This is a genomic window from Kitasatospora sp. NPDC036934, from assembly GCF_055608425.1.
Genome location: NZ_JBVJQR010000050.1, coordinates 1 through 23,513, shown reverse-complemented (window position 1 = coordinate 23,513; position 23,513 = coordinate 1). Strand labels below are relative to the sequence as shown.

27 protein-coding genes are annotated in these 23,513 nt (G+C 74.7%); 15 read left to right on the top strand and 12 right to left on the bottom strand.

The genetic code is table 11. The features are described from left to right. Positions 1 to 4 precede the first annotated feature (4 nt). From ACZ7BZ_RS37155 to ACZ7BZ_RS37145, 3 genes are all read left to right on the top strand, one after another. Complete coding sequence (locus ACZ7BZ_RS37155; protein WP_470362229.1) at positions 5 to 2,293, top strand: SpoIIE family protein phosphatase; 2,289 nt, start codon at positions 5 to 7, stop codon at positions 2,291 to 2,293. A 104-nt stretch (positions 2,294 to 2,397) separates the two neighbouring features. Next, complete coding sequence (locus ACZ7BZ_RS37150) at positions 2,398 to 2,811, top strand: hypothetical protein (protein ID WP_470362228.1); 414 nt, start codon at positions 2,398 to 2,400, stop codon at positions 2,809 to 2,811. Between the two features lie 167 nt (positions 2,812 to 2,978). Further along, complete coding sequence (locus ACZ7BZ_RS37145) at positions 2,979 to 3,404, top strand: ATP-binding protein (RefSeq protein WP_380452091.1); 426 nt, start codon at positions 2,979 to 2,981, stop codon at positions 3,402 to 3,404. A 173-nt stretch (positions 3,405 to 3,577) separates the two neighbouring features. Here ACZ7BZ_RS37145 and ACZ7BZ_RS37140 read toward each other — a convergent pair whose 3' ends face one another. Beyond that, a complete protein-coding gene (locus ACZ7BZ_RS37140) occupies positions 3,578 to 4,045 on the bottom strand; it encodes a DUF5946 family protein (protein ID WP_470362227.1) in 468 nt (155 codons plus the stop codon). After that, positions 4,042 to 4,281 (bottom strand): N-acetyltransferase, encoded by a 240-nt coding sequence (locus tag ACZ7BZ_RS37135; protein ID WP_470362226.1) that lies wholly within the window; start codon positions 4,279 to 4,281, stop codon positions 4,042 to 4,044. Before ACZ7BZ_RS37135 ends, ACZ7BZ_RS37140 begins: the two co-directional genes overlap by 4 nt. Before the next feature lie 189 nt (positions 4,282 to 4,470). Here ACZ7BZ_RS37135 and ACZ7BZ_RS37130 point away from each other — a divergent pair, with 189 nt between their 5' ends. The 4 genes from ACZ7BZ_RS37130 to ACZ7BZ_RS37115 all read left to right on the top strand — a co-directional run bounded on the left by ACZ7BZ_RS37130 (position 4,471) and on the right by ACZ7BZ_RS37115 (position 8,364). Next, entirely contained in the window at positions 4,471 to 5,409 is a 939-nt protein-coding gene (locus tag ACZ7BZ_RS37130; protein WP_470362225.1) for an ABC transporter ATP-binding protein, read from the top strand. Continuing rightward, a complete protein-coding gene (locus tag ACZ7BZ_RS37125) occupies positions 5,406 to 6,257 on the top strand; it encodes an ABC-2 transporter permease (protein ID WP_470362224.1) in 852 nt (283 codons plus the stop codon). The genes ACZ7BZ_RS37130 and ACZ7BZ_RS37125 overlap by 4 nt, the downstream gene beginning before the upstream one ends. Before the next feature lie 92 nt (positions 6,258 to 6,349). Beyond that, positions 6,350 to 7,684, top strand: a complete 1,335-nt coding sequence (locus ACZ7BZ_RS37120; protein ID WP_470362223.1) for a sensor histidine kinase — start codon at positions 6,350 to 6,352, stop codon at positions 7,682 to 7,684. Continuing rightward, entirely contained in the window at positions 7,681 to 8,364 is a 684-nt protein-coding gene (locus ACZ7BZ_RS37115) for a response regulator (protein ID WP_470362222.1), read from the top strand. Before ACZ7BZ_RS37120 ends, ACZ7BZ_RS37115 begins: the two co-directional genes overlap by 4 nt. Before the next feature lie 34 nt (positions 8,365 to 8,398). Here the strand turns inward: ACZ7BZ_RS37115 and ACZ7BZ_RS37110 are convergent, their stop codons facing one another. Next, positions 8,399 to 9,112 (bottom strand): DUF2278 family protein, encoded by a 714-nt coding sequence (locus ACZ7BZ_RS37110; RefSeq protein ID WP_470362221.1) that lies wholly within the window; start codon positions 9,110 to 9,112, stop codon positions 8,399 to 8,401. Positions 9,113 to 9,262: 150 nt separating this feature from the next. Beyond that, positions 9,263 to 9,982: a hypothetical protein gene (locus ACZ7BZ_RS37105; RefSeq protein ID WP_470362220.1), complete on the bottom strand. Its 720-nt coding sequence runs from the start codon at positions 9,980 to 9,982 to the stop codon at positions 9,263 to 9,265. On the opposite strand from ACZ7BZ_RS37105, the gene ACZ7BZ_RS37100 reads away from it, so the two are divergent. After that, positions 9,962 to 10,213, top strand: coding sequence for a hypothetical protein (locus ACZ7BZ_RS37100; protein ID WP_470362219.1), 252 nt, complete (start codon positions 9,962 to 9,964; stop codon positions 10,211 to 10,213). The genes ACZ7BZ_RS37105 and ACZ7BZ_RS37100 overlap by 21 nt on opposite strands. Positions 10,214 to 10,364: 151 nt before the next feature. On the opposite strand, the gene ACZ7BZ_RS37095 is transcribed toward ACZ7BZ_RS37100, so the two are convergent. Beyond that, a complete protein-coding gene (locus tag ACZ7BZ_RS37095; RefSeq protein ID WP_470362218.1) occupies positions 10,365 to 11,186 on the bottom strand; it encodes a lipase family protein in 822 nt (273 codons plus the stop codon). Between the two features lie 263 nt (positions 11,187 to 11,449). On the opposite strand from ACZ7BZ_RS37095, the gene ACZ7BZ_RS37090 reads away from it, so the two are divergent. Further along, on the top strand, positions 11,450 to 12,082 hold the full coding sequence (locus ACZ7BZ_RS37090; protein WP_470362217.1) for a TetR-like C-terminal domain-containing protein: 633 nt from the start codon (positions 11,450 to 11,452) through the stop codon (positions 12,080 to 12,082). A gap of 60 nt (positions 12,083 to 12,142) precedes the next feature. Here the strand turns inward: ACZ7BZ_RS37090 and ACZ7BZ_RS37085 are convergent, their stop codons facing one another. From ACZ7BZ_RS37085 to ACZ7BZ_RS37075, 3 genes are all read right to left on the bottom strand, one after another. After that, entirely contained in the window at positions 12,143 to 13,507 is a 1,365-nt protein-coding gene (locus tag ACZ7BZ_RS37085) for an FAD-dependent oxidoreductase (RefSeq protein WP_470362216.1), read from the bottom strand. 200 nt (positions 13,508 to 13,707) lie between these two features. Continuing rightward, entirely contained in the window at positions 13,708 to 14,502 is a 795-nt protein-coding gene (locus ACZ7BZ_RS37080; RefSeq protein WP_470362236.1) for a slipin family protein, read from the bottom strand. A gap of 261 nt (positions 14,503 to 14,763) precedes the next feature. Further along, positions 14,764 to 15,624 (bottom strand): NAD(P)H-binding protein, encoded by an 861-nt coding sequence (locus ACZ7BZ_RS37075; RefSeq protein ID WP_470362215.1) that lies wholly within the window; start codon positions 15,622 to 15,624, stop codon positions 14,764 to 14,766. Between the two features lie 248 nt (positions 15,625 to 15,872). Here ACZ7BZ_RS37075 and ACZ7BZ_RS37070 point away from each other — a divergent pair, with 248 nt between their 5' ends. The 6 genes from ACZ7BZ_RS37070 to ACZ7BZ_RS37045 all read left to right on the top strand — a co-directional run bounded on the left by ACZ7BZ_RS37070 (position 15,873) and on the right by ACZ7BZ_RS37045 (position 20,013). Further along, a complete protein-coding gene (locus ACZ7BZ_RS37070) occupies positions 15,873 to 16,529 on the top strand; it encodes a helix-turn-helix domain-containing protein (RefSeq protein ID WP_470362214.1) in 657 nt (218 codons plus the stop codon). Between the two features lie 301 nt (positions 16,530 to 16,830). Further along, positions 16,831 to 17,685, top strand: coding sequence for a pentapeptide repeat-containing protein (locus ACZ7BZ_RS37065; protein ID WP_470362213.1), 855 nt, complete (start codon positions 16,831 to 16,833; stop codon positions 17,683 to 17,685). Positions 17,686 to 17,823: 138 nt separating this feature from the next. Continuing rightward, positions 17,824 to 18,465, top strand: coding sequence for an ATP-binding protein (locus ACZ7BZ_RS37060; RefSeq protein WP_470362212.1), 642 nt, complete (start codon positions 17,824 to 17,826; stop codon positions 18,463 to 18,465). A 13-nt stretch (positions 18,466 to 18,478) separates the two neighbouring features. Beyond that, positions 18,479 to 19,351, top strand: coding sequence for a glycosyltransferase family 2 protein (locus ACZ7BZ_RS37055; RefSeq protein WP_470362211.1), 873 nt, complete (start codon positions 18,479 to 18,481; stop codon positions 19,349 to 19,351). A 51-nt stretch (positions 19,352 to 19,402) separates the two neighbouring features. After that, on the top strand, positions 19,403 to 19,645 hold the full coding sequence (locus ACZ7BZ_RS37050) for a plasmid mobilization protein (protein ID WP_380452044.1): 243 nt from the start codon (positions 19,403 to 19,405) through the stop codon (positions 19,643 to 19,645). Then, positions 19,642 to 20,013 carry a fic family toxin-antitoxin system, toxin component gene (locus ACZ7BZ_RS37045; RefSeq protein WP_470362210.1) on the top strand — a complete coding sequence of 124 codons (372 nt, stop codon included), beginning with the start codon at positions 19,642 to 19,644 and terminating at the stop codon, positions 20,011 to 20,013. The genes ACZ7BZ_RS37050 and ACZ7BZ_RS37045 overlap by 4 nt, the downstream gene beginning before the upstream one ends. A 28-nt stretch (positions 20,014 to 20,041) precedes the next feature. Here ACZ7BZ_RS37045 and ACZ7BZ_RS37040 read toward each other — a convergent pair whose 3' ends face one another. The 4 genes from ACZ7BZ_RS37040 to ACZ7BZ_RS37025 all read right to left on the bottom strand — a co-directional run bounded on the left by ACZ7BZ_RS37040 (position 20,042) and on the right by ACZ7BZ_RS37025 (position 23,314). Further along, complete coding sequence (locus tag ACZ7BZ_RS37040; protein WP_470362209.1) at positions 20,042 to 21,403, bottom strand: Fic family protein; 1,362 nt, start codon at positions 21,401 to 21,403, stop codon at positions 20,042 to 20,044. A 40-nt stretch (positions 21,404 to 21,443) separates the two neighbouring features. Then, positions 21,444 to 22,100: a DJ-1/PfpI family protein gene (locus tag ACZ7BZ_RS37035; RefSeq protein ID WP_470362208.1), complete on the bottom strand. Its 657-nt coding sequence runs from the start codon at positions 22,098 to 22,100 to the stop codon at positions 21,444 to 21,446. A gap of 11 nt (positions 22,101 to 22,111) precedes the next feature. After that, complete coding sequence (locus ACZ7BZ_RS37030) at positions 22,112 to 23,089, bottom strand: GlxA family transcriptional regulator (RefSeq protein ID WP_470362207.1); 978 nt, start codon at positions 23,087 to 23,089, stop codon at positions 22,112 to 22,114. A gap of 81 nt (positions 23,090 to 23,170) precedes the next feature. After that, positions 23,171 to 23,314: a hypothetical protein gene (locus ACZ7BZ_RS37025; RefSeq protein ID WP_470362206.1), complete on the bottom strand. Its 144-nt coding sequence runs from the start codon at positions 23,312 to 23,314 to the stop codon at positions 23,171 to 23,173. Between the last annotated feature and the right edge of the window lie 199 nt (positions 23,315 to 23,513).

The window sequence follows — 23,513 nt, the reverse complement described above, 5'->3', positions numbered from 1 at the left end:
CGTCATGACCGCCGAGCGGCAGACCGGGGACGAAACGGCAGTGGCCCTGGCGGCGACCGTCCGCCGGCTGCAGGACACCGTCGAGCGGCTGCGGGCCGGGGCCCGGGCCGGGGCCGTCGTCGACCTGGCCACCGGCGTCCTGACCGAGCGCCTCGGCGTCCTGCCCGCCGAGGCGGCCGCGCGTCTGACCCGGCTGGCGCGCGAGGCTGGCGTCCCGGTGGCCGCCCTGGCCGGCGACATCGTCGGCCTGCCCGGGCCGGTGCCCGTCCAGCCGGACCCGGCGCCGGCCGGCCCGGCCGCGCCGCACGCCGGGCCGTCGGCCGGCGGGCCCGCCCCCGTCGCCGCCGACCACGACCTCCAGCGGGCCGCCGACAGCCTGCTGGAGCAACTGGAGGCCTCGCTGGGCGTCCGGGCCCTCGCCGTCTGGCAGCGCCTGCCGGGCGGCGCGCTCGCCCTCGCCGCGCACAGCGGCCTCGCCGCCGCCGAGACCACGGCCTGGAGCCGGGTGCCGCCGGGCATCGCCACCCCGGCCCAGCAGGTCGTCGTCGGCGCGGCGGAACTGTGGCCGGACGACCCGTACGACCCGGCCGCCCGGGGACCGTCGGTGGCCGCCGGGGCGGCCCGGGCGGTCCTGCCGCTGTTGGACCGGGGTCGGTGCCAGGGCGCCCTGGAGGTGCTCTGGACCGGGCCCGCCCCCGCGCTCAGCCCGTCCGAGCGCCACCAGCTGCGCGCGCTGGCCGAACTCTGCGCGACCCTCCTCGGTCCGGTCGGCGAGCCCCCGGCGCCCGACGAGGCCGACGTCCTGCTGGAAGGACTGCTCACCCCCGCGCTCCTGCTGGAACCGGTGATCCGCACCGGGCAGGTCACCGACTTCACGATCCGGCGGGTCAACGCCGCGTTCCGCGACCCGCTCGGCCGCCCCCGGGACGCGCTGGAGGGCGGCTCTCTCCTGGAGGCCTACCCGGTCCCCGGCGCCACCGGCCTGTTCGACCGGCTGCTGCGCGCGCACCGCACCGGTGTCCCCCAGCCGGGCGAGCCAGTGCGGCTGGACTTCCAGGACGGCCGGCTCGCCCGGCCCGCCACCGTACGGCTGGCGGTCGCCCCGCTCGGCGGGCGGCTCCTGGTCGGCTGGCAGGAGGAGGACCGGACCGCCGAGGACGAGCAGACGGCGCTGCTGCGCCAGGCCCAGCGGCTGGCCCGGGTCGCCGGTTTCGAGGAGCGCGCCGACTCCGACCGGATCCGCTGGAGCGAAGGCCTGCGGGAACTCTTCGGCCTGCCCGGCGCCGCGCCGCCCGTCCCGCTGGGCCGCCTCGACCGGCACGTCCACCCGGACGACGAATCCGCCGTGCGCCGCCTGGTCGACACCGTCCGGCACCGCCGGCGCACCTCTTCCGCGGTGGTCCGGCTGGCCCGCCCGGACGGCGGCTACCGCTACACCCGGGTCATCGCCGAACCCGTCCTCGACGACGAGGGCCGGCTCGTCGCGCTGCGCGGCGCCTACCACGACGTCTCCGCCCAGCACCGCACCGAGGTCGCGCTCGGCGCCACCCGGGCGCGACTGGCCGACAGCGAACAGGAGACGGCCGAAAGCGCCCAGCTGGCCCTGCGGCTCCAGCAGGCCATCCTGCCCGCCGCCCCGCCCCCGCTCGGGGTGACCGGCCTGCGGGCGGCCGTGCGCTACCGTCCGGCCGCCGAACGTCACCGGGTCGGCGGCGACTGGTACGACGTGCTGCCGCTGCCCGGCAAGCGCGTGCTGCTCGCCGTCGGCGACGTCGCCGGGCACGGCGTCGGCGCGGCCACCGGCATGGTCGCGCTGCGCCACGCCCTGCGCGGCCTGGCCGTCACCGGCGCGGGCCCGGCCCGGCTGCTGGAGTGGGCCAACACCGTCGCCCTGCGCGAACCGGGGCAGGTCACCGCCACCGCCGTGTGCGTGCTGCTCGACCCGGTCGGCGGCGGGCTGCGCTGGGCACGGGCCGGCCACCTGCCGCCGATCCTGATCGGACCGGGCGGCGCCGAGGTGCTGCCGCTGCCGCACGGCGTGCTGCTCGGCGCCCTGGACGACGCCCGGTACGAGGAGCACACCGCCCGACTGTCCACCGGCGACGTGCTGCTGCTCTACACCGACGGCCTGGTCGAGCGGCGGGACCGCCCGGTGGAGGAGTCCGTCGACCAGCTGATCCGGACCGCCGGGGCGCCCGGCCCGGACCTGGAGCGCTACCTGGACCGGCTGCTCTACCTCAGCCCCGCCGACACCGACGACGACACCTGCCTGATCGCCGTCCAGATCGAGTAGCGCCGCTCGGCCACCCGCACCCGCCGGAACGTTACGGACGGGATCCGCCGGGTAGGCGCGGCCTGGTAGCGGGGGGCCGAGAACGGGACGGAAGGGGAACCCCCATGCTGCTGCTAGGACTTCTGCTGCTGGCGGCCTCCGGTGCCTTCACCGGGCTGCTGATCGCCGACAACCTCGGCGGCGGGCCGGAGTACCAGGTGACGATCCTAGGCAACGACCTCGTGAAGCTCGACAGCCTCGGGATCTTCCTCGCGGGCCTCGCCCTCGCCCTGGTCTTCTGCCTGGGACTCGCCATGATGCGGCCGTCCCGGCGCGCCTCCCGGCGCCCGGTGCGGACCGCCGGGTACGTCGGGGACCGGCGGGTGGAGCCGGCCGCGCCGGTGGAGCCGACGCCGCTGGAGGCCCGAGGCGCCCCGCCGGAGAGCCCGGAGGAGCGTGCCGCCGAACAGGGCGGCCGGGCCGCCGGCATCCCGCGCGAGCCGCAAGGGCGGCGCGGTCGACACCTGTTCGGGCACTGAGCCGAGGGTGCTGGGGACCGGGCCCTGAGCCTGGTCCCTGAGCGTGGGTCCCTGAGCGTGGGTCCCTGAGCGTGGGTCCCTGAGCCCCCGGCTCGACCGCGGACGGAGGCCGGGTGGCGGGTTCCGGTGGTGACCGGGCACGACAGCGACGAGGGAGGTGCGGTCGGATGGGCGGCGGCCTGGCGTCCGCGCGGTCATGCTCCTCGGTGCAGCCGTGGGCCCGCCGCCTGCCGTTGTCCACCCGGCCGGGGGCGGTCGCCGAGGCGCGGTCCTGCACCGCCGCCTTCCTGGCCGACGTGGCCGATCCCCTGGTGGTGGCCGACGCCGTCCTGCTGGTCTCCGAGCTGGTCGGCAACGCCGTCCGGCACACCGGCGCGCCCGGGGCGCTGATCCTGGTGCGCTGCCCGGGCCGGCTGCGGATCGAGGTCAGCGACGCGAGTCGGTGCCCCCCGCTGCCGCGCCCCTCGGACGGCAGGGGCGAGAACGGCGGCCTCGGCCTGTTCCTGCTGAGCCGCCTCGCGCTGCGCTGGGGCTGGCGCCCGGCGGGTGCGGGCAAGGCGGTCTGGTGCGAGCTGCGGATCCCCGGGGACTGACGGGTCACGGGCGGGGGTGCTGCGGCCGGGCCCCTCGGTCCGGCCGGTTCCCCGCCGCCCGCCCGGCCGGTGACGCCCGGGCGGGTCTTCCGCTCCTCACCGGCCATGCCGTTCCCGACCGGGGTCGTGCGGGTCCGGGCGGCGCGCACGGTCCCGGCCCGGTCCCGGGGCGGCTACCCGCCGTCGCCGCCCCAGGCCGTCAGCGTGGCCGCCGCCCAGTCCCGCACCCGCTCGGCGAAGCCGGCGGCCGGGAACGTCCGGTCCAGCGCGACCTGCTCGATCGTCACCGCGAACCCGCCTAGCGGCGTTGTCGGCGGCTCGGGCTCGGGCTCCGGCGTCGGTCCGGGCCCGGGATGCCCCGCCCCGCCCGTCACCCTGTGCGAGTTCGCCCGCCGGGCTCGCCCGACCAGCCGCTCCACCGCCGGCAGCCCGCCCTCCAGGTACGCCCGCAGCAGCCCCCGGGCGCCCGCCCCGCCGTCCCCGGGCAGTCGGCCCGGGTGCTGCAACAGGAAACAGGACACCGACACCCCGTGCAGCGGACCCCACGGCTCCGCCCGGGAGTGGTCCAGCGCCAGCAGCCCGTGGAACAGCTCGGCACACCCGCGCGCGCCGCACTCCGCGCAGGGCTCGGCGGCCGTCACCCGCGCACGGTCTTGCTCATGGACATCGCCGAGACGCCGTAGCCGCTGCGGCGGTAGAGGGCGATGGCCGCGTCGTTGCCGCCGAAGACGTTCAGCGCGAGGCCGGTGCTGCCCAGCCGGGCGGCGAGCTGTTCGGCCGCGGTCAGGACCTGGATGGTCTCGGCCTCGCGGATCTCGGTGGCCGACTGGTACTCGGCCGGGGTCATCTGACGCAGGGTCACTGTTCGATCGTCCATCCCACCATCCTCGGCCAGGCGGCGCGGTCGGCGAAAGCGGGTTTCCGCGGGTAGGGCGACGGTGTGGTACCGCGGTACTACGCGCCGTCCGATGATCAGTCCGCGGTGCCACGGATCCGGCCGCGCCCGCCCCTAGCGTGGAACCGTGGGCGGCCGGGACGGCCCGGCCCCTGGACGTAAGGGCGAGCGATGATCGAGGCGCACCAGCTGACGAAGCGGTACGGGGAGAAGACCGCCGTGGACGGGCTGGACTTCACGGTCCGGCCGGGGGCGGTGACCGGATTCCTCGGGCCCAACGGGGCGGGGAAGTCGACCACCATGCGGATGATCGTCGGACTGGACGCGCCCACCAGCGGCTCGGTGCGCGTCAACGGCCGCCGGTACGCCGAGCACGCCGCGCCGCTGCAGGAGGTGGGCGCGCTGCTGGAGGCCAAGTCGATCCACCCCGGCCGCTCCGCCTTCAACCACCTGATGGCCCAGGCCCACACCCACGGCATCCCGCGCCGCCGGGTCGAGGAGGTCATCGAGCTGACCGGCCTGCAGTCGGTGGCCCGCAAGCGTGCCGGGGCGTTCTCGCTCGGGATGGGCCAGCGGCTCGGCATCGCGGCCGCCCTGCTGGGCGACCCGGCCACAGTGATGCTGGACGAGCCGGTCAACGGGCTCGACCCCGAGGGCGTGCTGTGGATCCGCAACCTGCTCACCTCGCTCGCCGCCGAGGGCCGCACCGTCTTCGTCTCCTCCCACCTGATGAGCGAGGTCTCGCTGGTCGCCGACCACCTGATCATCGTCGGGCGGGGCAGGCTGCTGGCCGACACCACCGTGCAGGAGCTGGTCCAGCAGGCCGGCGGCGACGTCGTCAAGGTCGCCAGCGCCGACCCGGCCCGGCTGCGCTCCGCGCTCGCCGGACCGGGTGTGGAGATCACCGGCCGCTCCGGCTCGGAGGAACTGCTGGTCACCGGGCGGACGGCCCGGGAGATCGGGCTCACCGCCGCCGAGCAGGGCATCGCGGTGTTCGAGCTGACCCCCCGGACGGTCTCCCTGGAGGAGGCCTTCATGGACCTCACCCGGGACGCCGTCGAGTACCACGGCACCACGACCACCGCCGACACCCAGAGGAGCGCGGCATGACCACGATCGCCCCCGGCCAGACGTCCTCCACGGCCGCCGAGCCGCGCCCCGAGCGCCCCGCCTACAAGGTGACGGCCGCGCGCGTGCTGCGCTCGGAGTGGGCCAAACTGTGGTCGCTGCGCTCCAGCTGGATCACCCTCGGTCTGGCGCTGCTGTTCCTGGTCGCCTTCGGCCTGATCGCGGCCTTCCAGTTCAAGTCGCGGATCACCTCCGGCCGCCCGATGGACCGTGACTTCGCCCAAGCGAGCGCGCTCAGCCTCTCCCTCTTCGGCACCAACTTCGCCCAGCTGGCGCTCGGCGTCCTCGGGGTGCTGGTCGCGGCCGGCGAGTACTCGACCGGCATGATCCGCTCCACCCTGGCCGCCGTGCCGCGCCGTCTGCCGGTGCTGTGGTCCAAGGCGGCGGTGTACGGCGTGATCGCGCTGGTGCTGGGCACCGTCGGGGTGTTCGCCACCTTCTCGGCGGACAGCGGCATCCTGTCCGGCACCCGCGCGGCGATGACCCTCTCCGACACCGGCGTGGTGCGCGGCCTGCTGGGCGCCGGGCTCTACCTCGGCCTGGTCGGCGTGATCGGGGTCGCCCTCGGCGCGCTGCTGCGCTCGGTGGCCGGCGGCATCGCCGTCCTGGTCGCCTCGCTGATGCTGATCCCGGGCCTGACCGCGCTGCTGCCCAGCTCCTGGCAGAGCCACATCAGCCCGTACCTGCCCAGCCACGCCGGTGAGGCGATGTTCGCCCTGCACCACGACTCGACCACCCTCTCGCCGACGGCCGGCCTGCTGGTCTTCCTCGGCTGGACGGTGCTCGCGCTCGCCGGCGCCGCCGTACGGCTGATGCGCTCGGACGCCTGAGCCCGGCGGAGCCTGGGACACTCGCGGTGCGGCGCCGGAGCAGACCGGCGCCGCACCGTTTCCGTTCGTACGACCAGCAGGGAGAACCACCGGTGAGCGAGGACGACCACGCCACCCCCGCGGGCCCGTCGGCGGCCGGCGACGCGCTGTCCGGCCACCCGCTGTTCGGCCGGCTGGCCCGGATCGGCCAGCGGCTGCGCGAGGCCGACCGCCGGCACCCGTGGGTGCTGGACGCGGCCGTGGTGGTCGCGGCGTTCCTGGTGTTCTGCCTGCCCGACCTCGTCCCCGGCCACGGCGGGCTCTCGGGCCACGGCGAGGGCGGCCCGCACGAGCACCGGATCAACCTGGTCCGGCCGCCGCTGCCGGCCACCCTGGCCCTCCAGGCGGGCCTGGTGGTGCCGCTGCTGTGGCGCCGCCGGCGGCCCGCCGCGGCCTTCGCGGCGATCATGGCGGTGTTCGTGCTGCAGTGGTCGCTGGGCGTGGGCCTGCGCGCCGACGCCGCCCTGCTAGTGGCGCTCTACAGTCTGGCGCTGCACGGCCGGCTGCGGCACCTGGCGTGGTCCTGCGTGGCGATGGCCGGCGCGATGGCGCTCGTCGCGGTCGAGGTCTCCGGCGGCGGGTTGCCGGTCGGGGACGCGCTGTTCTTCCTGGTCAGCGCCGCCACCGCGGCCGTCGCCCTGGGCATCGCGGTGCGCATCCGGCGCGCCCAGCTGGCCGGGCTGCGCGAGCGCGCCGCCCGGCTGGAGATCGAGCGCGACCAGCGCAGCCGGCTCGCCACGGCCACCGAACGCACCCGGGTGGCCCGGGAGATGCACGACATCATCGGCCACAACCTGTCCGTCATCGTCACTCTGGCCGACGGCGGCGCCTACGCCGCCCAGGCCTCCCCCGAGCGCGGCCGGGAGGCCCTACAGCTGATCGGCGAGACCAGCCGGCAGGCGCTCGGCGAACTGCGCCGGATGCTCGGCGTGCTGCGCGACCAGGCCGACCAGGAGGCCGAGTTCAACCCGCAGCCCGGAATCGCCGACCTCGACGGGCTGTGCGCCCGGATCCGCGCCGCCGGCCCCCAGGTGGTGTACACCGTCGGCGGCGACCCGGACCGACTGGACCGCGGCGTCCAGCTGATGGCCTACCGGATCGTCCAGGAGGCGCTCACCAACACCCTCAAGCACGCCGGCCCGGACACCCGTGCGCACGTCAGCCTGACCGCCGACGCCACCCGGCTGCGGGTGCGCGTCCAGGACAGCGGCCCGCCCGGCGGCGCCCGCCCGGTGCGCCCCGACGGCGAGGGGCACGGCCTGGCCGGGATGCGCGAACGCGCGGCCCTGTACGGCGGGACGGTCACGGCGGGCCCCGGCCCTGGGGCAGGATGGACCGTGGAGGCCGTCCTGGACCTCACCCCCGACTCGACAGGCGGCCACCCGTGACCACCGTCCTCATCGTGGACGACCAGCCACTCCAGCGCTACGGCTTCCGGATGCTGCTGGAGAGCCAGCCCGACACCGAGGTGGTCGGCGAGGCCGCGCACGGCACCGAGGCCGTCCGGCTCACCGCCGACCTGCGGCCGGACGTCGTCCTGATGGACATCCGGATGCCCGGCATGGACGGCATCGAGGCCACCCGCCGGATCGTCGCCGGGGGCGGGCGCTCGCGCATCCTGGTCCTCACCACGTTCGACCTCGACGAGTACGCCCACGCCGCGCTGCGCGCCGGGGCCAGCGGCTTCCTGCTGAAGGACGCGCGGCCGGAGGAACTGCTGGCCGGGATCCAGGCCGTCGCCGAGGGCGACGCCGTGGTGGCCCCCGCGATCACCCGGCGGCTGCTCGACGCCTACGCCCACCATCTGCCGGTCCGCCCGGCCGGCGCGGCGCCCGTGGAGGACCCTCGGCTGGAGGCGCTGACCGAGCGCGAGCGGGAGATCCTGGTGGCCATCGCCCGGGGCTGGACCAACAGCGAGATCGCCCAGCGGCTGGTGCTGGCCGAATCCACCGTCAAGACCCACGTCAGCCGGGTGCTGTCGAAGATCAGCGCCCGGGACCGGGTCCAGGCGGTGATCTTCGCCTACGACCGGGGGCTGACCCGGCCCAATCCGCCGATCGCGAAGTGAACCGGCCGCCGGCCCCGGGCACCCGACCGCCGTGCTACGCCTGGCTGCTGGGGCTCTGCTCCGGCTCCCGGGCGGGGTGCGGGACGGAGACCGGCAGGGCGTGGCCGGTGCGGTCGTCGGTGTGCCAGGACTGCGACTGGAAGGCGAGGAACACCGCCGTCCAGCGGTTCTCGGCCGGCAGGTGGATCAGCAGGCCGCCGTCCTGGTACACCCCGTCGTCCTTGCGGAACTGGCCGCTGTTTCCCTGGTTCATGTGGACGTCGTGCACGCCGTTGCCGGGCAGGAAGCCGAACACCTTGTCCGGGACGCCGGGTTCGGGCCCGAAGCGCTGGCCGAACACGTACAGGGCGGCGCTCCGGTCGGCGATCGCGCGCTGCACGTAGCGGTCCAGCAGGTCGGCGAGGTCGTTGCCGGGGCCCGGCAGGTCGGGTGGCAGGACGTGCATCGCGGTGCGGTCGAAGAGCTTGCCCCGGACGAAGTCCAGGCTCGCCGTGCCCGGTCGGGAGTCCAGCGCCGTCCAGCCGCTGCCGGCGGCCGGGAGCAGCGCGGTGACCGGGTGCCGGAAGTCCTCGTCCGCCAGGTAGAGCAGGTTCGAAGGGGCCTGCTGGGACAGCACGTTGACGGCCGCGCGGTAGTCGGTGCCGGCGGCGTCGCGCAGGTGGATCTGGTAGTGCGGGGTGCCGGTGGCGCCCTCGCGGCGCCGGTCGACGGCGGTGGCGGCGAGCACGCCGTAGTTGCTGATCGGCATCGGGCGGTTCCTCGGGTGGGGCGGGCAGGTGCACCTCCGTTATCGCTCACGGGGCGGGCGGGGCACAGGGGAATCGGCGTTTGTTCACCTGCCGTCCCCCGTGCGGGTACCGATGGCACCGAACGTTGACAAGCCCGCCGGACGGGGGTGTCAGGCCCGGTCGACCCGTGCCGGTGCCGGGGTCCTCCGGGTGTGCCGGGTCCGTCCGTGCAGCAGCTCGGCGGTGAGGAAGGCCGTGACCCCGGCGACGATCAGCAGCGGCATCGCGTTCGCCGCCTGCCCGCCCAGTAGCATCGCGGCCAGCACGGTGCTGGTGACCGGCAGCCTGGTCACCGCCGTGCAGGAGGCGGCCAGCCCGGCGGCCAGCGCCGGCGCGGTGCCCAGGCCCGGCAGCGGCGCGCAGGCCACCCCGAGGGCGGCACCGATCAGGACGGAGGGGAAGATCGGGCCACCGCGCAGGCTGCCCAGCGCGATGCCCCAGCCGAGCGTCTTGCACAGCACCAGCGCGAGCAGCGCGCCCACCGGCCAGGCGGCCGGGCTGGCCGCGAGCGCGCCCAGGGTGGCCTGGCCGGAGAGCGCGGCCTCCTCCGGCGAGCGGCCGGTGATCAGCGCGTAGGCGGCGATGCAGCCGCCGACCGCGACCGCGCAGCCGACGGTGCGCAGGGCGGTCCGCCGGGCGCCGGTGCCGCCGGTGAAAGCCTTGACCCGTCGGCCCAGCGCCTGCCCCGCCACACAGACCACCGTGACCGCGACGGCCAGCGGCGCGCCCCACAGGAAGTCACCGGGGTCCGGCGTGGCGGACGCGGGCACGTGCGGCAGCGACAGCGCGCCGGTGGCCAGCCCGGTCCAGTGCCCGAAACCGGTGAACACCAAGGCGCCGATACCGCTGGCGAGCAGGCAGGGCAGGACCAGCGCCACCAGCTGCGGGCCCCCAGCCCGGCCGCCTCGATCATCATCACCGCCGCCACCAGCGGGCTGCCGAAGATGGTCGAGATCGCCGCCGAGGCCGTCCCGCCGCCGTCCTGCGACCGAGTCTCGCCGGGGGCGGCCCGCCTCGCACGGCGTGCCGTCCGCGTGCCGGCCGCGGCCGGTCCGGCGTGAGAAGGGCGCGGCGGGCCCGGACGGGCAGCGCGGCCGAGCTGCGGACGGAGCAGCGGGGCCGGTTAACCCGGCTCTCCCGCAGACGTGTTGCAGGGGCCGACACCCGCGGTGGGAGTCGGCCCCTGCAACGTCGAGGATCAGCGGCCGCCGGTCACAGGTTCTTCTCCAGGGCCGCGAGGTAGTTGCGCATGAGGTGGTCGCGGATGCCTTCGCCGGTGGGCTCGAAGGCGGCCGAGCCGAGGCCCTTGGCGCGGTTGACGACGCCGGCGACGAGGCCGCCGGAGCCCTGCTGGATGGTGCCCGAGGAGTCGATGAAGTGCAGGGCCTCGATGTGGGTGAAGGCCGGCTCGGGCGGCAGCTGGGCGACGACGTCGTTGTTGTTGACGAAGCGGTGGCTGCGGCCTTTGAGCGCCTTGTTGTAGGCGGCGGTGAGGAGCCGGTCGCAGGTGCGGGGCTGGCCGAAGGTGTACACGCCGTCGGCCGTCAGCCGGGGGTCCTCCAGGGCGAGGCGGGCGGCGGCGAGCATGGCGAGGGCGCCGCCGAGGCTGTGGCCGGTGAACCAGACGGTCTGGTCGCCGGTGCGCAGTTCGGAAACGGCCTTGCGGACGTCGGGGAAGACGGACTCCAGGGCCTCGGCGAAGCCGTAGTGGACGTAGCCGGTGCCGCCGGGGCCGGGCCAGGGCGGGGTGGTGGAGTCGGTGAGCCAGTCGCGCAGTTCCTTGGGTTCGGTGCCGCGGAAGGCGACGACGATCATCCGGTCGCTCGCCATGGTGTAGGCCTGGGTGTCCTGGAGCGGGAACGGCGGGGTGAAGCGGGTCTCGTGGTGGCGCACCGTGTCGAAGCCCCAGTCGCGGGCCTGCCGGTCGATGGTGGCCTCGTCCTGGTAGGCGAGGTCGGCGGCCTTGGCCAGGTTGTAGGCGTGGGCGAGGCTGTAGCCGGTCGCGCTCCGGTCGAAGGTGGTGGGGACGGCCATGGTGGGGCTGCCTTTCGGTGGGGCGGGTGGTCCCTCGTTGGTAGCGGAACCACCTCCGGCGCCCCGGCCCGCACCGCCCGGGAGTCACCTGAACGGGCGGGATCCCGACCGCACCGGGCGGACCGCCGCGCCGACCCCTGCGGCCCCCCGGGTGCGGCGGCGCCCCGGAGGCCGGTCGTGCGGGGTCCTTGGGAGGGAACGGGTTCGTTCACTAACATTGGCCGTAGGCCTGGTGAACAGGGAACCCCTGGAGGTGTGCGGCCATGACCGCTGAAGCCCGGACCACGCAGGGCGGCACCGTGCGCGCGGCGGCGGCGACCGCCCCGGTCCGCCGGCGCGGTGAGGCGCTGGAGAGCGCGATCTACGGGGCGACCCTCAAGCAGCTGACCACCGACGGCTACGCCCGGCTCACCATGGAGGGCGTGGCGGCCGCCGCGCAGACCGGCAAGGCCGCCCTCTACCGGCGCTGGTCCTCCAAGGAGGAACTGGTGATGGACGCGCTACGGGCCGGCCTGCCCCCGGCCCGGCCGGCTCCCGACACCGGCAGCCTGCGCGGGGACCTCCTGGAGGTGGTGACCGGGCTGCGCACCGCGATGTTCAGCGAACTGGGCGCCGCCGTCCGCGCGATCATGAGCGAGATCGATCACCAGCGCGCCAGGGTCTTCCTGGAGCTGGTGCAGCAGCGGGTGGTCGAGCCCACCACCGCGCTGATCGCCGAGGTGCTCGACCGGGGCACCGCCCGGGGCGAGGTGCGCCCCGGGGCGGTCACCCCGCTGGTCACCGACGTGGTGCCGGCGCTGATGCTGTACCGGATCAAGATGTGCGGCGGAGGCGCCGTGGAGCTCGACCCGGAGGCGATCGTCGACGAGGTGCTGCTGCCGGTGGTCCGGGCCTGAACCGGGCCCCGTCGCCGGGCGCGGGCCCGGAGCCTGCGGTCCAGTCCCGGAGGCCGGGACTCAGGCCCCGCTGTTGCGGAGCATTTCCTCGCGCTCGACCACCTTGACGCGCTCGCGGTCCTCGGCCCGGCCGAGCTCGCGCTCGTGGGCGTCGAGCTGCTTCCAGCCGTCCCAGGTGGTGAACCGGACGCCGCGGGCGCGCAGGTGCTCCTCGATGGCCGCCGGGTCGGGCTCGGCGGCGCCGGGCAGCCGGCCGCTGGCGTGGTCCTCCAGCAGGCAGGTGACGGTCTCGTTGGCGTCGCCCTTGGTGTGGCCGATCAGGCCGACCGGGCCGCGCTTGATCCACCCGGTGACGTACACGGCGGGGACGTGCGAGCCGTCGCCGTCCAGGACCCGGCCGGCCTGGTGCGGGACGGTGCCGGAGACCGGGTCGAAGGGCAGCTTGGGCAGTTCGTCGGAGTAGTAGCCGACGGCGCGGTAGACCGACTGGACGTCCCAGTCGGTGTGCCGCCCGGTGCCGCGCACGTTGCCGGTGCCGTCCAGCTCGGTGCGCTCGGTGCGCAGGCCGACGACCTTGCCGTCCTCGCCGAGGACCTCGACCGGGGACTCGAAGAAGTGCAGGTACACCCGGTGGGGGCGGTCGCCGACGTCACGGATCGCCCAGTTCTCGACGGTCGCGGCGACCAGGTCGACGTGCTTGACGGCGCGGCGCTCGGCTATCGAGCCCTCGTCGTACTCGATGTCCTCGGGGTTGACGATGACCTCGATGGTGGGCGAGTGGTCGAGCTCGCGCAGCTCCATCGGGCTGAACTTGGCCTGGGCGGGGCCGCGGCGGCCGAAGACGTGGACCTCGACGGCGCGGTTGGCCTTCAGGCCCTCGTACACGTTCGGGGGGATCTCGGTGGGCAGCAGCTCGTCGGCGGTCTTGGCGAGGATCCGGGCGACGTCCAGGGCGACGTTGCCGACGCCGAGGACGGCGACCTTCTCGGCCTCCAGCGGCCAGGTGCGCGGGACGTCCGGGTGGCCGTCGTACCAGGAGACGAAGTCGGCGGCGCCGTAGGAGCCGTCCAGGTCGATGCCGGGCAGGTCGAGCGCGCGGTCGGCCATCGCGCCGGTGGAGAAGACCACGGCGTCGTAGTGGCGGTGCAGGTCGTCCAGGGTGAGGTCGGTCGGGTAGTCGACGTTGCCGAACAGCCGGACCTGGGGCTTGTCCAGGACCTGGTGCAGGGCGGTGACGATGCCCTTGATCCGCGGGTGGTCGGGGGCCACGCCGTAGCGGATCAGGCCGAACGGCGCGGGCATCCGCTCGAACAGGTCGATCGAGACGCCGGGCGCCTGGGCGGCGTCGGACTTGAGCAGGGCGTCGGCGGCGTAGATCCCGGCGGGGCCGGCTCCGACGATGGCGACTCGGATCGAGCGGGTCATGCGGGCGAATCCTCCGGGCGGGCGCAGCGGACCTGCGGCCTGTCCTCGAACTCCCGCGGACAGGAGTTCGAGGACGGGCCATAGTGGTCTGGACCCTTGCAGCCAACCGGCTGCGCGCGCGGAGGTGTAGGCGGTTCCGATCTATGACGTCATAGAGCTGACCTATGGCCGGCCCGGGAACTTCCCGGGCCGGCCGGACGTCACCTGTCGTCGGCCTGGACGGTGGGTGCGCCGCCCTGCGGCGGGACGGCCGGGGCCTCGGCGGGTTCGGGCGCGGTCGCGCCCTCGGTGATCCGGGCGGTGGAGGCCTCGAAGAAGCGCAGCAGCTCCACCGGGAACGGCAGCACCAGCGTCGAGTTCTTCTCGGCCGCGACCTCGACCACCGTCTGCAGCATGCGCAGCTGCATCGCGGCCGGGGTGTCGGCCATCTTGCTCGCCGCCTGGGCGAGCTTGGCGGCGGCCTGGAACTCGCCGTCCGCGGTGATGATACGGGCCCGGCGCTCCCGGTCCGCCTCGGCCTGGCGGGCCATCGAGCGCTTCATGGAGTCGGGCAGGCTGACGTCCTTGATCTCCACCCGGTCGATGTGCACGCCCCAGCCGGTCGCCGGGCTCTCCAGCATGACCTCCAGGCCGTGGTGGAGGTTCTCCCGGCCGGACAGCAGGTCGTCCAGCTCGCTCTTGCCGATGATCGAGCGCAGCGAGGTCTGGGCGACCTGCAGCATCGCGAAGCCGTAGTTCTGCACGTCCACGGTGGCCCGGATCGGCTCGACCACGCGGAAGTACAGCACCGCGTCGACGCTCACCGAGACGTTGTCCTTGGTGATGCCCTCCTGGGCGGGCACCGGCATGGTGACCACCTGGACGTTGACCTTGCGCATCTTGTCGACCACCGGCACCAGCAACGTCAGCCCCGGCTCGCGGACCTGGCCGCGCACCTTGCCCAGCCGGAACACCACGCCGCGCTCGTACTGCTGCACCACCCGCACGCCGGTCATCAGCCACAGCAGGACGACCACGACGACGATCACGAGTACTGCCACGCCTGTTCTACCTTCTCCCCGTCGCGGTGCGGCCGGGCCGGGTCCGGGATGGCCCTGTCGCCGGGCGCTCGCCGCGCGCAGCACAGTATGCGCCCGGCCGGAGCGCACGGTAAGGCGTGTGCGGGGGGATCTTGACGCAGCGTCGACGGACCGGGACGACTGCGGGGCGGGGCCGGGGCGGTGGTCCGCCCCGAATCCGCCCCGGGCGGCACCGGATCAGGCGCGGAAGGCGTCCGCGTGCTCGGCGGCGAACTCGGCGAAGGAGCGCGGCGGACGGCCGGTCAGCTTCTCGATGTCCGAAGTCACCGCCGAGGCCTGACCGGACGCGTACAGCCCGTACAACTCGACCATGCCCTCCGCGCGCCACGGGTCCCAGCCCAGGTTGAGCAGGCCGTCCAGGGCCACCTCGGGGGTGAGCGCGGCGTACGCGACCGGGTGGCCGGCGGCGGTGCCCAGCTGCTCGGCCAGCTCGCCGTGGGTGAGCGCGGCCGGGCCGGTCAGGGTGTAGGCCGCGCCCTCGTGGCCTTCGGTCGCCAGCACCTCGACCGCGGCCGCCGCGACGTCCCGGGCGTCCACGTACGACACCGCGCCCTCGCCGCCGGGCACGGCCAGGTGGCCGGCCTTGACGGTCGGGGCCGTGCCCAGGAAGTTCTGGTAGAAGCCGTTCGGGCCGAGGACCGTCCACGGCAGGCCGGAGGCCTTCAGGTGGTCCAGGCCCGCCAGGTGGGCGCCGACGAAGCGCACGTCCTCGGGCCGGTACTCGATGCCCGCGGCGGCGTGCAGCACGATCCGCGGGCGGCGGCCGGTGCGGACGGCGGCGTCGATCACGTTCTGCTCGTGCCGGGCCATCTCCGGGTGCACGGCGACCAGCAGGTAGACGGTGTCGGCCCCGTCCAGGGCGGCGTCCAGCGACGCCGGGTCGGTGAAGTCGGCGGCGACCCGCTCGACCTCGGCGTCCCACTCGGCCGGGCCTGCGGACCCGGCGCGCACCAGCGCCCGCACCTCCTGGCCACGCTCCCGCAGCCCCACGACGACCTTCGACCCGACCGTACCGGTGGCGCCCGTCACGACGATCACGGATGTTTCTCCTTCTTCCCCGTTGTTCCCCGTTGAACGAAGCGGACATGATTCCGCGTCAGGGGGATGATCGCAGGCGGCGGATGGGGGGATCGAGGTCGGGGTCCCCGCCACCAGCGGCGGCCGTCGACACGCACGGGGCCCTGCTGTTCCTCGACTTGGCGCGAGTCGGACGCTTGGATGTATCCGGCCTGGTCACCGCCCGGACACCGGTCCGGGCCCCCTTGGCGAGCCGAGGAGCCACCACCGTGCACGAGACCTCCGATCCCGACTCCACCGCCGTGGCCCACCGCATCGCCGAACGCCGGGAGCGGCTCGGCCTCACCGAGGACGCCCTGGCCCACCAGGCGGCGATGGCCCCCCAGTACCTGCGCCATCTGCTCGAAGCCGGGCCCGAGTTCGACCCCGGCGGCTTCGTGCGGATCGCCGCCGCCCTCGGCGCCAGCCGGGAGGAACTCCTGGAGGGCCGCGCCGACGCCCCGCCCGGCCAGGGCGCGCCCGGCCCGCGGCCCCGGCTGCTCGGCCTGACCGGCGCCGAGTGCTGGGAGCTGGTCGGCACCCACGGGATCGGCCGGATCGCCCTGCCGGTGCACCCGGGCCCGGCCGTCTACCCCGTCAACTACGTGGTCGACCGGGCCTCCTTCGCCTACCGCACCGGCGAACGCGCCGGCACCGCCCCGGAACCGGGCGCGGAGGTGTCCTTCCAGGTCGACCGCATCGACGAGTACCTGGGCCGGGGCTGGAGCGTGCTCGCCGTCGGCAGGGCCCGCTACGTGGACGACCCGGAGGAACTCCAGCGCCTGGACGGCCTGCCCGGCGCGGCCCCCTGGGCGGGCGGCGACCGGTCCCGCTGGGTGCGGATCCGCCCGGCCGAGATCAGCGGCCGCCGCCTGGTCACTTCCTGACGACGCCGTCAAGTCCTTGACGTGAGAAAGAGCGCTTGCTCGTAGTACTTCCCGTCATGGATCAGGGCTCGTGGGACGTCCGCTCGTCGACGTGACCGGCGCGAGGACGGCCTGGCTGTGGCGCTTTCCCTCGGCACGCCTGTGCTCGTGGAAGTGCCGGGGCGGCCGAGCCGACCGGCCTGCGGTGGCGGGGCCTGGCGTGGACTGGTATTGGTGGAGATGGGGCCTGTACGGGTGCGCTTCGTGCCCCGATAGGCAGTCGGCGGAACTCGACTGTGACGTGCGCAGATTGTGGTCTCCCATGCCTGGAATCAGCCCTTGGCAATGGATTCTGGTAGGAATCCTGGTTCTCGCGGGATTCTTCCTTGCGGTTCTCGCCTGGCGGCTTGCAGCCCACCCCGCCCTGACGGGGGAGAAGCAGGCCGAGAGCAGTGTGCTCTCCGGGGTGGGGGGCGGTTTGATCGCTGGTTTCGCGGTCGGGCTCTCGGTGATGTTCCTCCAGCAGGCCATCGGGAAGTCCGAAGAGGTGGCGGCCTGGCGGGCGGATGTGGCGATCGCCTCTGTGATCCCAGGGTTCGACTCGCATGCTCACTCGATCAAGGGACTGAACTTCAGCGGCAAGGTCCTGCGGGACGCGGACTTCAAGCACCAGGATCTCAGCGGCTTCGAATTCCGTGACGCCGATCTCCGGGGAGCTGATTTCACCGGCGCGGACCTCAGGAACGCGAACCTAATCGGAGCGCGTGTGACGGCGGCCGAGCTCAGCGGAGCCAACCTCGAAGGGGCCTTGCTCCAGGACGCGGATTTCAGCTGGAGCGACACGACCGTCATCGCCTCGCTCTCCGGAGCGGAGGCCAACGAGCGGACCTGCTGGCCCCCGGGTTTCCTGAACGACCGGCTCATGCAGGGCGTCGCAGCCGAGCAGTGGCGCAACATGGCGGACAACTCGGTCCACCCCCCGTCCAAAGGTAGGGAAGGACCGTGCAGCCCGCTTGAGGTCGGCAATCCGACAGACGTCGGTAAGTCCGCAAGCGGAATCTCGCCGGTCCCCGTGCACCACGGTCCCGGTGGGCCGACGGTCGTGAAGGAGGCCGGTTCGGGAGCCGGGAACTGTCCGCCCGATCGTGCTCGTCGGTCCGGGTACGGGGTGAGGTGATCGGACGGACGAGGAGCGGGAACGGTGGGGCGTGCGCCGTAACCGGATCCGGTCCGACCGGTGGGTTCGGAACGTTCGGCCCCCTCGCGTGGGCGGCCCCGCTCCATCTGTGTGGCATCGGTGACGCATACTCTGCGGATGGACGGAACCGGCAGGGGCACCTGGACCAACACCACGCATGACTGGGCCGCCGCCGTGGACGGTGAGCACCTGGCAGGGATCCGGGCCGACGCGGCGCGCTTCGCACCCGGCGGGGCGGCGCACCTGGCGCTCGAGGTGCTGGCGTACGCCGCCGACGAGGCGGACGCGCGCGGGGGCGGCCGGTGCGTCGTCACCCTGCACGCCGACGGTGCGGTCTCCGTCCGGGACGACGGGCGGGGCACCGACACCAGGGTCGACGAGCGCGGCGAGGTGGTGAAGAAGCCGGTCATGGCGACCAAGGACCTGCGCTTCTTCGACCACCCGGAGGCGGAACCGCTCCCGGACGGGTACCCGCGCCGGGGCATGTCCGTGGTCGCGGCGCTCAGCACCCGACTGCTGCACACCAACCGCCGGCTCAACGGTGCCTGGACCCAGCGCTACGAGCACGGCCTGCCGGTCACCGGCCTGGAGCCGGTCGAGCCGGACGGGACCACCGGCACCCGCGTGACCTTCCACCCGGATGCCTCGTTGCTCCCGCAGGGCCCGGTGGACGCGGAGCGGCTGAGCCGGTGGGCGGCGCACTGGCCCGCGCTGGAGGTCCGGGTGGTCGGGGCGGTCCGGGTGGAGAACGGCGGATAGGAAGCGGCGGCGGATGGGCGTGACACTGGGCGTGGTGGTGCTGACGATGGGCGACCGGCCGCGGGAACTGCGCGCGCTGCTCGACTCGGTGGCCGCGCAGGAAGGCGGCGGCGCGACGGTCGTGGTCCTCGGCCAGGGCGTCCGGCTGCCCGAACTCCCGTCCTGGGTGCACGCGGTGGAACTCCCGGAGAACCTGGGCATCCCAGGCGGCCGCAACGCCGGTGTCGAACGGCTGCGCCGCCTCGGTGGCGTGGACGTCGTGGTGAACCTGGACGACGACGGACTGCTGCCCCGCAGCGACACCTTCCGGCTGGTCCGGGAGGCCTTCGAGGACGACCCGCGGCTCGGCGTGGTCGGTTTCCGGATCGCCGACGAGACCGGACACACCCAGCGCCGGCACGTCCCGCGCCTCGGCGCCGCCGACCCGCTGCGCTCCGGGGAGGTCACCGGCTTCCTGGGCGGCGGCCATGCCATCCGGATGGACGTCTTCGCACAAGTGGGCGAGTTCTGCGCGCAGTTCTTCTACGCGCACGAGGAGACCGACCTCGCCTGGCGCGTCCTCGACGCCGGCTGGGCCGTGCACTACCGCGCCGATCTGCTGCTCCGGCACCCGCGCACCGACCCCGCCCGGCACGCCGGCTACTACCGCCGGACCGCCCGCAACCGCGTCTGGCTGGCCAAGCGTCACCTGCCGGCCCCGCTGGTGCCGCTCTACCTGGCCTCCTGGACGCTTTACACGGTGAGCCGACGCCCGCCGGCGGCCGGGCTGCGGGCGTGGTGCGCCGGCTTCCTGGAGGGCGTCCGCACCCCGTGCCCGCCGCGCCGCCCGATCCGCTGGGCCACGGTGTGGCGGATGGCCCGGCTGGGGCGGCCACCGGTGTTCTGAGGCCGCACGGCCGCCTTGTAGCAGGCGGTAGCGGGAGCTACGCTCACCGCCATGAAGCAGCTGAACGTCCGACTGGACGACGCCGTGCACGAGGCCCTGGAGCAGCGCGCGGAGGCCGCCGGGATGAGCCTGCCGGACTACGCCCGCAGGGTGCTGGCGGAGGAGGCGGACGAGCGGCGCGAGCGGTTCCTGACCGCCGCCGCCCACTTCGCCCAGGCCTGGGGGCCCGCCTTCGAGGAGGAGTTCGGCCCCTACCCGCGCAGCACCCGCGACACCGCGGCGGACGCGGCGTGATCCTGCGGATCGACCGGGTGTGGCTGCTCGACATCGCCCACCAGTTCCTGCCGAGCGACCCGGACGTCGCCGACTACGGCACCCTGGCCGCGGCCGTGGCCAGGCACGCCGACGAGGTCATGGACGTGCCGGTGTACGGCGCCGTGCACCAGCGCGCGGCCGCGCTGATGCACCAGCTGATCCGGGTCCCGGCGCTGGAGTCCGCCAACGAGCACTTCGCCGCCGTGGTCGCCGCCTCCTACCTGAGCGCCTCCGGGGTGATCGTGACCGCCGAGCCCAAGGAGGCCGTCGAGCTGGCCGCCCGGATCCGCGCCGGGCACGCCGATGTGCGGGAGAGCGCGGCGGCGATCCGGTCCTGGTACCGCTGAAAGGGCCGGTGCGCACCGGCGGGGGCGCTCAGGCCGCCCGGCGGCGGGTCTCCGCGAGGTGGGAGTTGAGGAAGTCGGCGAGGAACACCGGGGCCGACGGGTCGGCAGCGCGGTAGCTGATCCGGCGCAGGTGGTCGACGCTGTCCAGCGCGACGCCCTCGCGGGCCAGGACGAAGACCAGGGCGAGGAGGGCGCAGCGCGCGTTGCCGTCGTCGAAGGGGTGGAAGAAGCACACGTCCAGGTAGGCGCGGGCGGCGCGGGCGGTCAGCGGGAGGGGGCGCTCGCCGGACGGCGCGCTCTCGGCCAGGCAGGTGTCGAACCGGGCCCGGGTGTCCGGTCCGACGCCGTAACGCTCCCGGCCCTCCTTGGCGAAGGCGGGCAGGGTGCGGAACCCCGGCGGCTGCGGGGCGTCCAGGACGCGCTGCTGCCAGCGCCGGATCAGCTCGAAGTCGAGGCCCGCACCGCGGGCGGCGTCGGCGCGCAGCAGTTCGAGCGCGGCCAGCAGGCCGTTCGCCCGGGCGGGGTCGATGGCGCCGTCGAAGGCGCGGATGGACCCGGCGGCGCCGTCGCGGGCCGGGGTCACCGGTCCGCCCGCGGCCGCCGCGGCCGGTTCGGGCCAGGCGACGGCCCCCCGTACGGCGAGCCAGTCCGCCAGGTGGTCCGGGGCGGGGCCGTCCGGCCGGGTGCCGCTGTCCTCCGGGCGCAGCGAGCGCGCGATCCGCTCGGCGACGTCGTCGATCAGCACCAGGTCCGGGGCGGTCCAGCTCTTGAACCGGCCGCCGATCGCCTGCCGGACCAGCCGCTCGGCGGCCACCGGTTCGAATCCCCAGCGCTCGAGGAACCAGGTGAGCACGAGTGCGCAGTGCCCGTACCAGGCGCTCTCGTGACCGGTGAAGTCGCTCACCTGCTGGATCAGGTTCCGGACGGCACGCTCCCAGAGGATCCGCTGGCCGTCGATGTCGGGGGGATCCAGCGGGTACGCCTCGAACCGGCCGGCGAGCAGCTCCAGCCAGTCGCGCCACTCGCACAGCGAGGCGACGACCCGTTCGACCGTCTCCTCCGGGGTGGAGATCGAGTGCGAGGTGCAGCACCAGGAGCCGACCGGCCCGCCGTCGAAGTCCGCCTCGCCGACCGACCAGCGCCAGCCCAGCGCCCACCGGCCGTAGTGCCGCGCCAGCGCGTGGGACATCGCGTCGGTCCACGGGGTGGCCACGTCCGTGCGCCAGGCGGATGACGCGGGGTCGAGGACGGAGAAGTCGGGCCGGGCGGGCGCCCGGTGGGCCGGGCCGAGCGCGCGGACCACCCGGTCGGCGTCGTCGTGGTCGAAGGCGTGGCGGGCGGGGTCCACGTCTGCCCACGTCAGGTCGTAGGGGGCCAGGTCCAGAGTCACCGGGCAAGACTGGCGGCCCCCCGGCCGGCGTTCAACCGATTTACGGACGGCCCTGCGGTCGCGCGGCGGAGCGGTGCGGACGGTGTGCCAGGTACTCCTTCGCCTCCGGGGAGGCCTTGGCGTAGGAGCCCGAGTCGAAGGGCGGCTGGGGGTCGTACTCGATGGCGAGCTGGAAGGCCTCGGCGGGCAGCCGGCCGGCGATCAGTTCGGCCAGCCGCAGCGCCATGTCGATGCCCGAGGACACACCGGCGGCGGTGACGATGCCGCCGGGCTGCTCCACGACCCGCTGCGCCGTGTAGGTGGCGCCGAAGGACTCCAGGGTGTCGACGGCGCTCCAGTGGGTGGTGGCCGCCAGGCCGTCGAGCAGGCCGGCCGCGCCGAGCAGCAGGGAGCCGGTGCAGACCGAGGTGGTCCAGGTGCTGGTGGCGTCGATGCGGCGGATCCAGTCCAGCAGCGGCCGGTCGGTGAGCCCGCGGCGGGCGCCCGGGCCACCGGGGACGAGTAGGACATCGGCCGCCGTGACGTCGGTGAAGGAGGCGGTGGCGAGGAGCCCGAGCGAGCCGTCGCCGTCGGTGTGGACGCCCGGAGCGGCGGCGGCGAAGAGGACCTCGGCCTCCGGCAGCATCCGGAGAACCTCGTACGGGCCGACGGCGTCGAGTGCGGTGAATCCGTCGAAGAGCGGGATGACGATGCGCATGGGCGGGCCTTTCAGGCGTGGACGGGGTGGGCGGAGAAGCGCCGGCGGTACTCGCCGGGGGTGACGTGCAGGGTGCGCTTGAAGCCGCGGTGCAGGGTTTCGACGGTGCCGAAGCCGCAGGAGTGGGCGACGGATTCGAGGGTGGCGGCCGTCGTCTCCAGCAGCCGCCGGGCGGCCTCGATCCGGACGCTCTCGACGTACGAGGCGGGGGTACGGCCGGTCTCGGCCCGGAAGATCCGGGTGAAGTTCCGTTCGCTCATCGCGGCACGGGCGGCCAGGGCGGGCACGCCGAGGTCGGAGTCGGGGTGGTCGGCGATCCAGGCGAGGATCTCGCGCAGCGGCGCCCGTTCCGGTCGCTGGGCGGACAGTTGGGCGCTGAACTGCGCCTGGCCGCCCGGGCGTTGGACGAACATCACCAGGTGGCGGGCGATCGTGCGGGAGACCTCCGGGCCGTGGTCGGCCTCGGCCATGGCGAGCGCGAGGTCCAGACCGGCGGTGATCCCGGCCGAGGTCCACAGCTCGCCGTCGCGGACGAAGATCGGGTCGGGGTCGACGGTGGCCAGCGGGTGGAGCTCGGCCAGCCGGGCGCAGCACGACCAGTGGGTGACCGCGCGCCGCCCGTCGAGCAGCCCGGCGGCGCCCAGCAGGAAGGCGCCGCTGCACACCGAGGCGGTACGCCGGGAGCGGCGGGCGGTGCGGGTGAACCAGTCGACGAACCGGCTGTCCTCGCAGGCCCGGTGGACACCCGCACCGCCGACGGCGATGAGGGTGTCCACCGGGTGGTCGGCCGCGTCGAACTCGTCGGTCGTCCGGGTCGGGGAGACGGCGAGACCGCCGCTGGCCGGCACCGGACCGGGCGTGGCGGCCACGGTGTCGATGACGACGCCCCCGGTCAGCCGCCCCGCCTGGGTGAACACCTCATGGGGGCCGGTCAGGTCGAGGATCTGGAAGTCCGGGAAGACGGCGAAGACGATGCGCGGGCTGGTCACCCCTCCAGCCTGGCCGCGGGCCCGGTTGGCGGCAAGGACACGGAGGTGACGATTCCCGCCAGGCTCACCGGCCGCGGACGGTCAGGGCGCCCAGGGCAGACGGAGGGCCTCCAGCTCGGGACCGGCCAGCAGCGCCTCGATCAGTGCCAGGAGCCCGGCGACCTTGGAGGCCCGGCCCCGCGCGTGCTGGTACATCGCGCTGAGCACCCGGGCGGCGGCGGGCACCCGGTCGTGATCGCAGGCGGCGGGGCGGGCCGGAGGAAGTGGGCGAGGGCGGTGTACGGGGGCGTCGTGGGCGGGTGGCGAGTGGGCGATCGGGTGGTGGCGGCGGATGCTCCTATGGCTGTCAAGCCGCAGGGGCGAGGTCGGTTTGAGTGATTTGTGTGGTGGGTGTGCTGGTCAGGGCGCGGTAGACCTCGCGGGC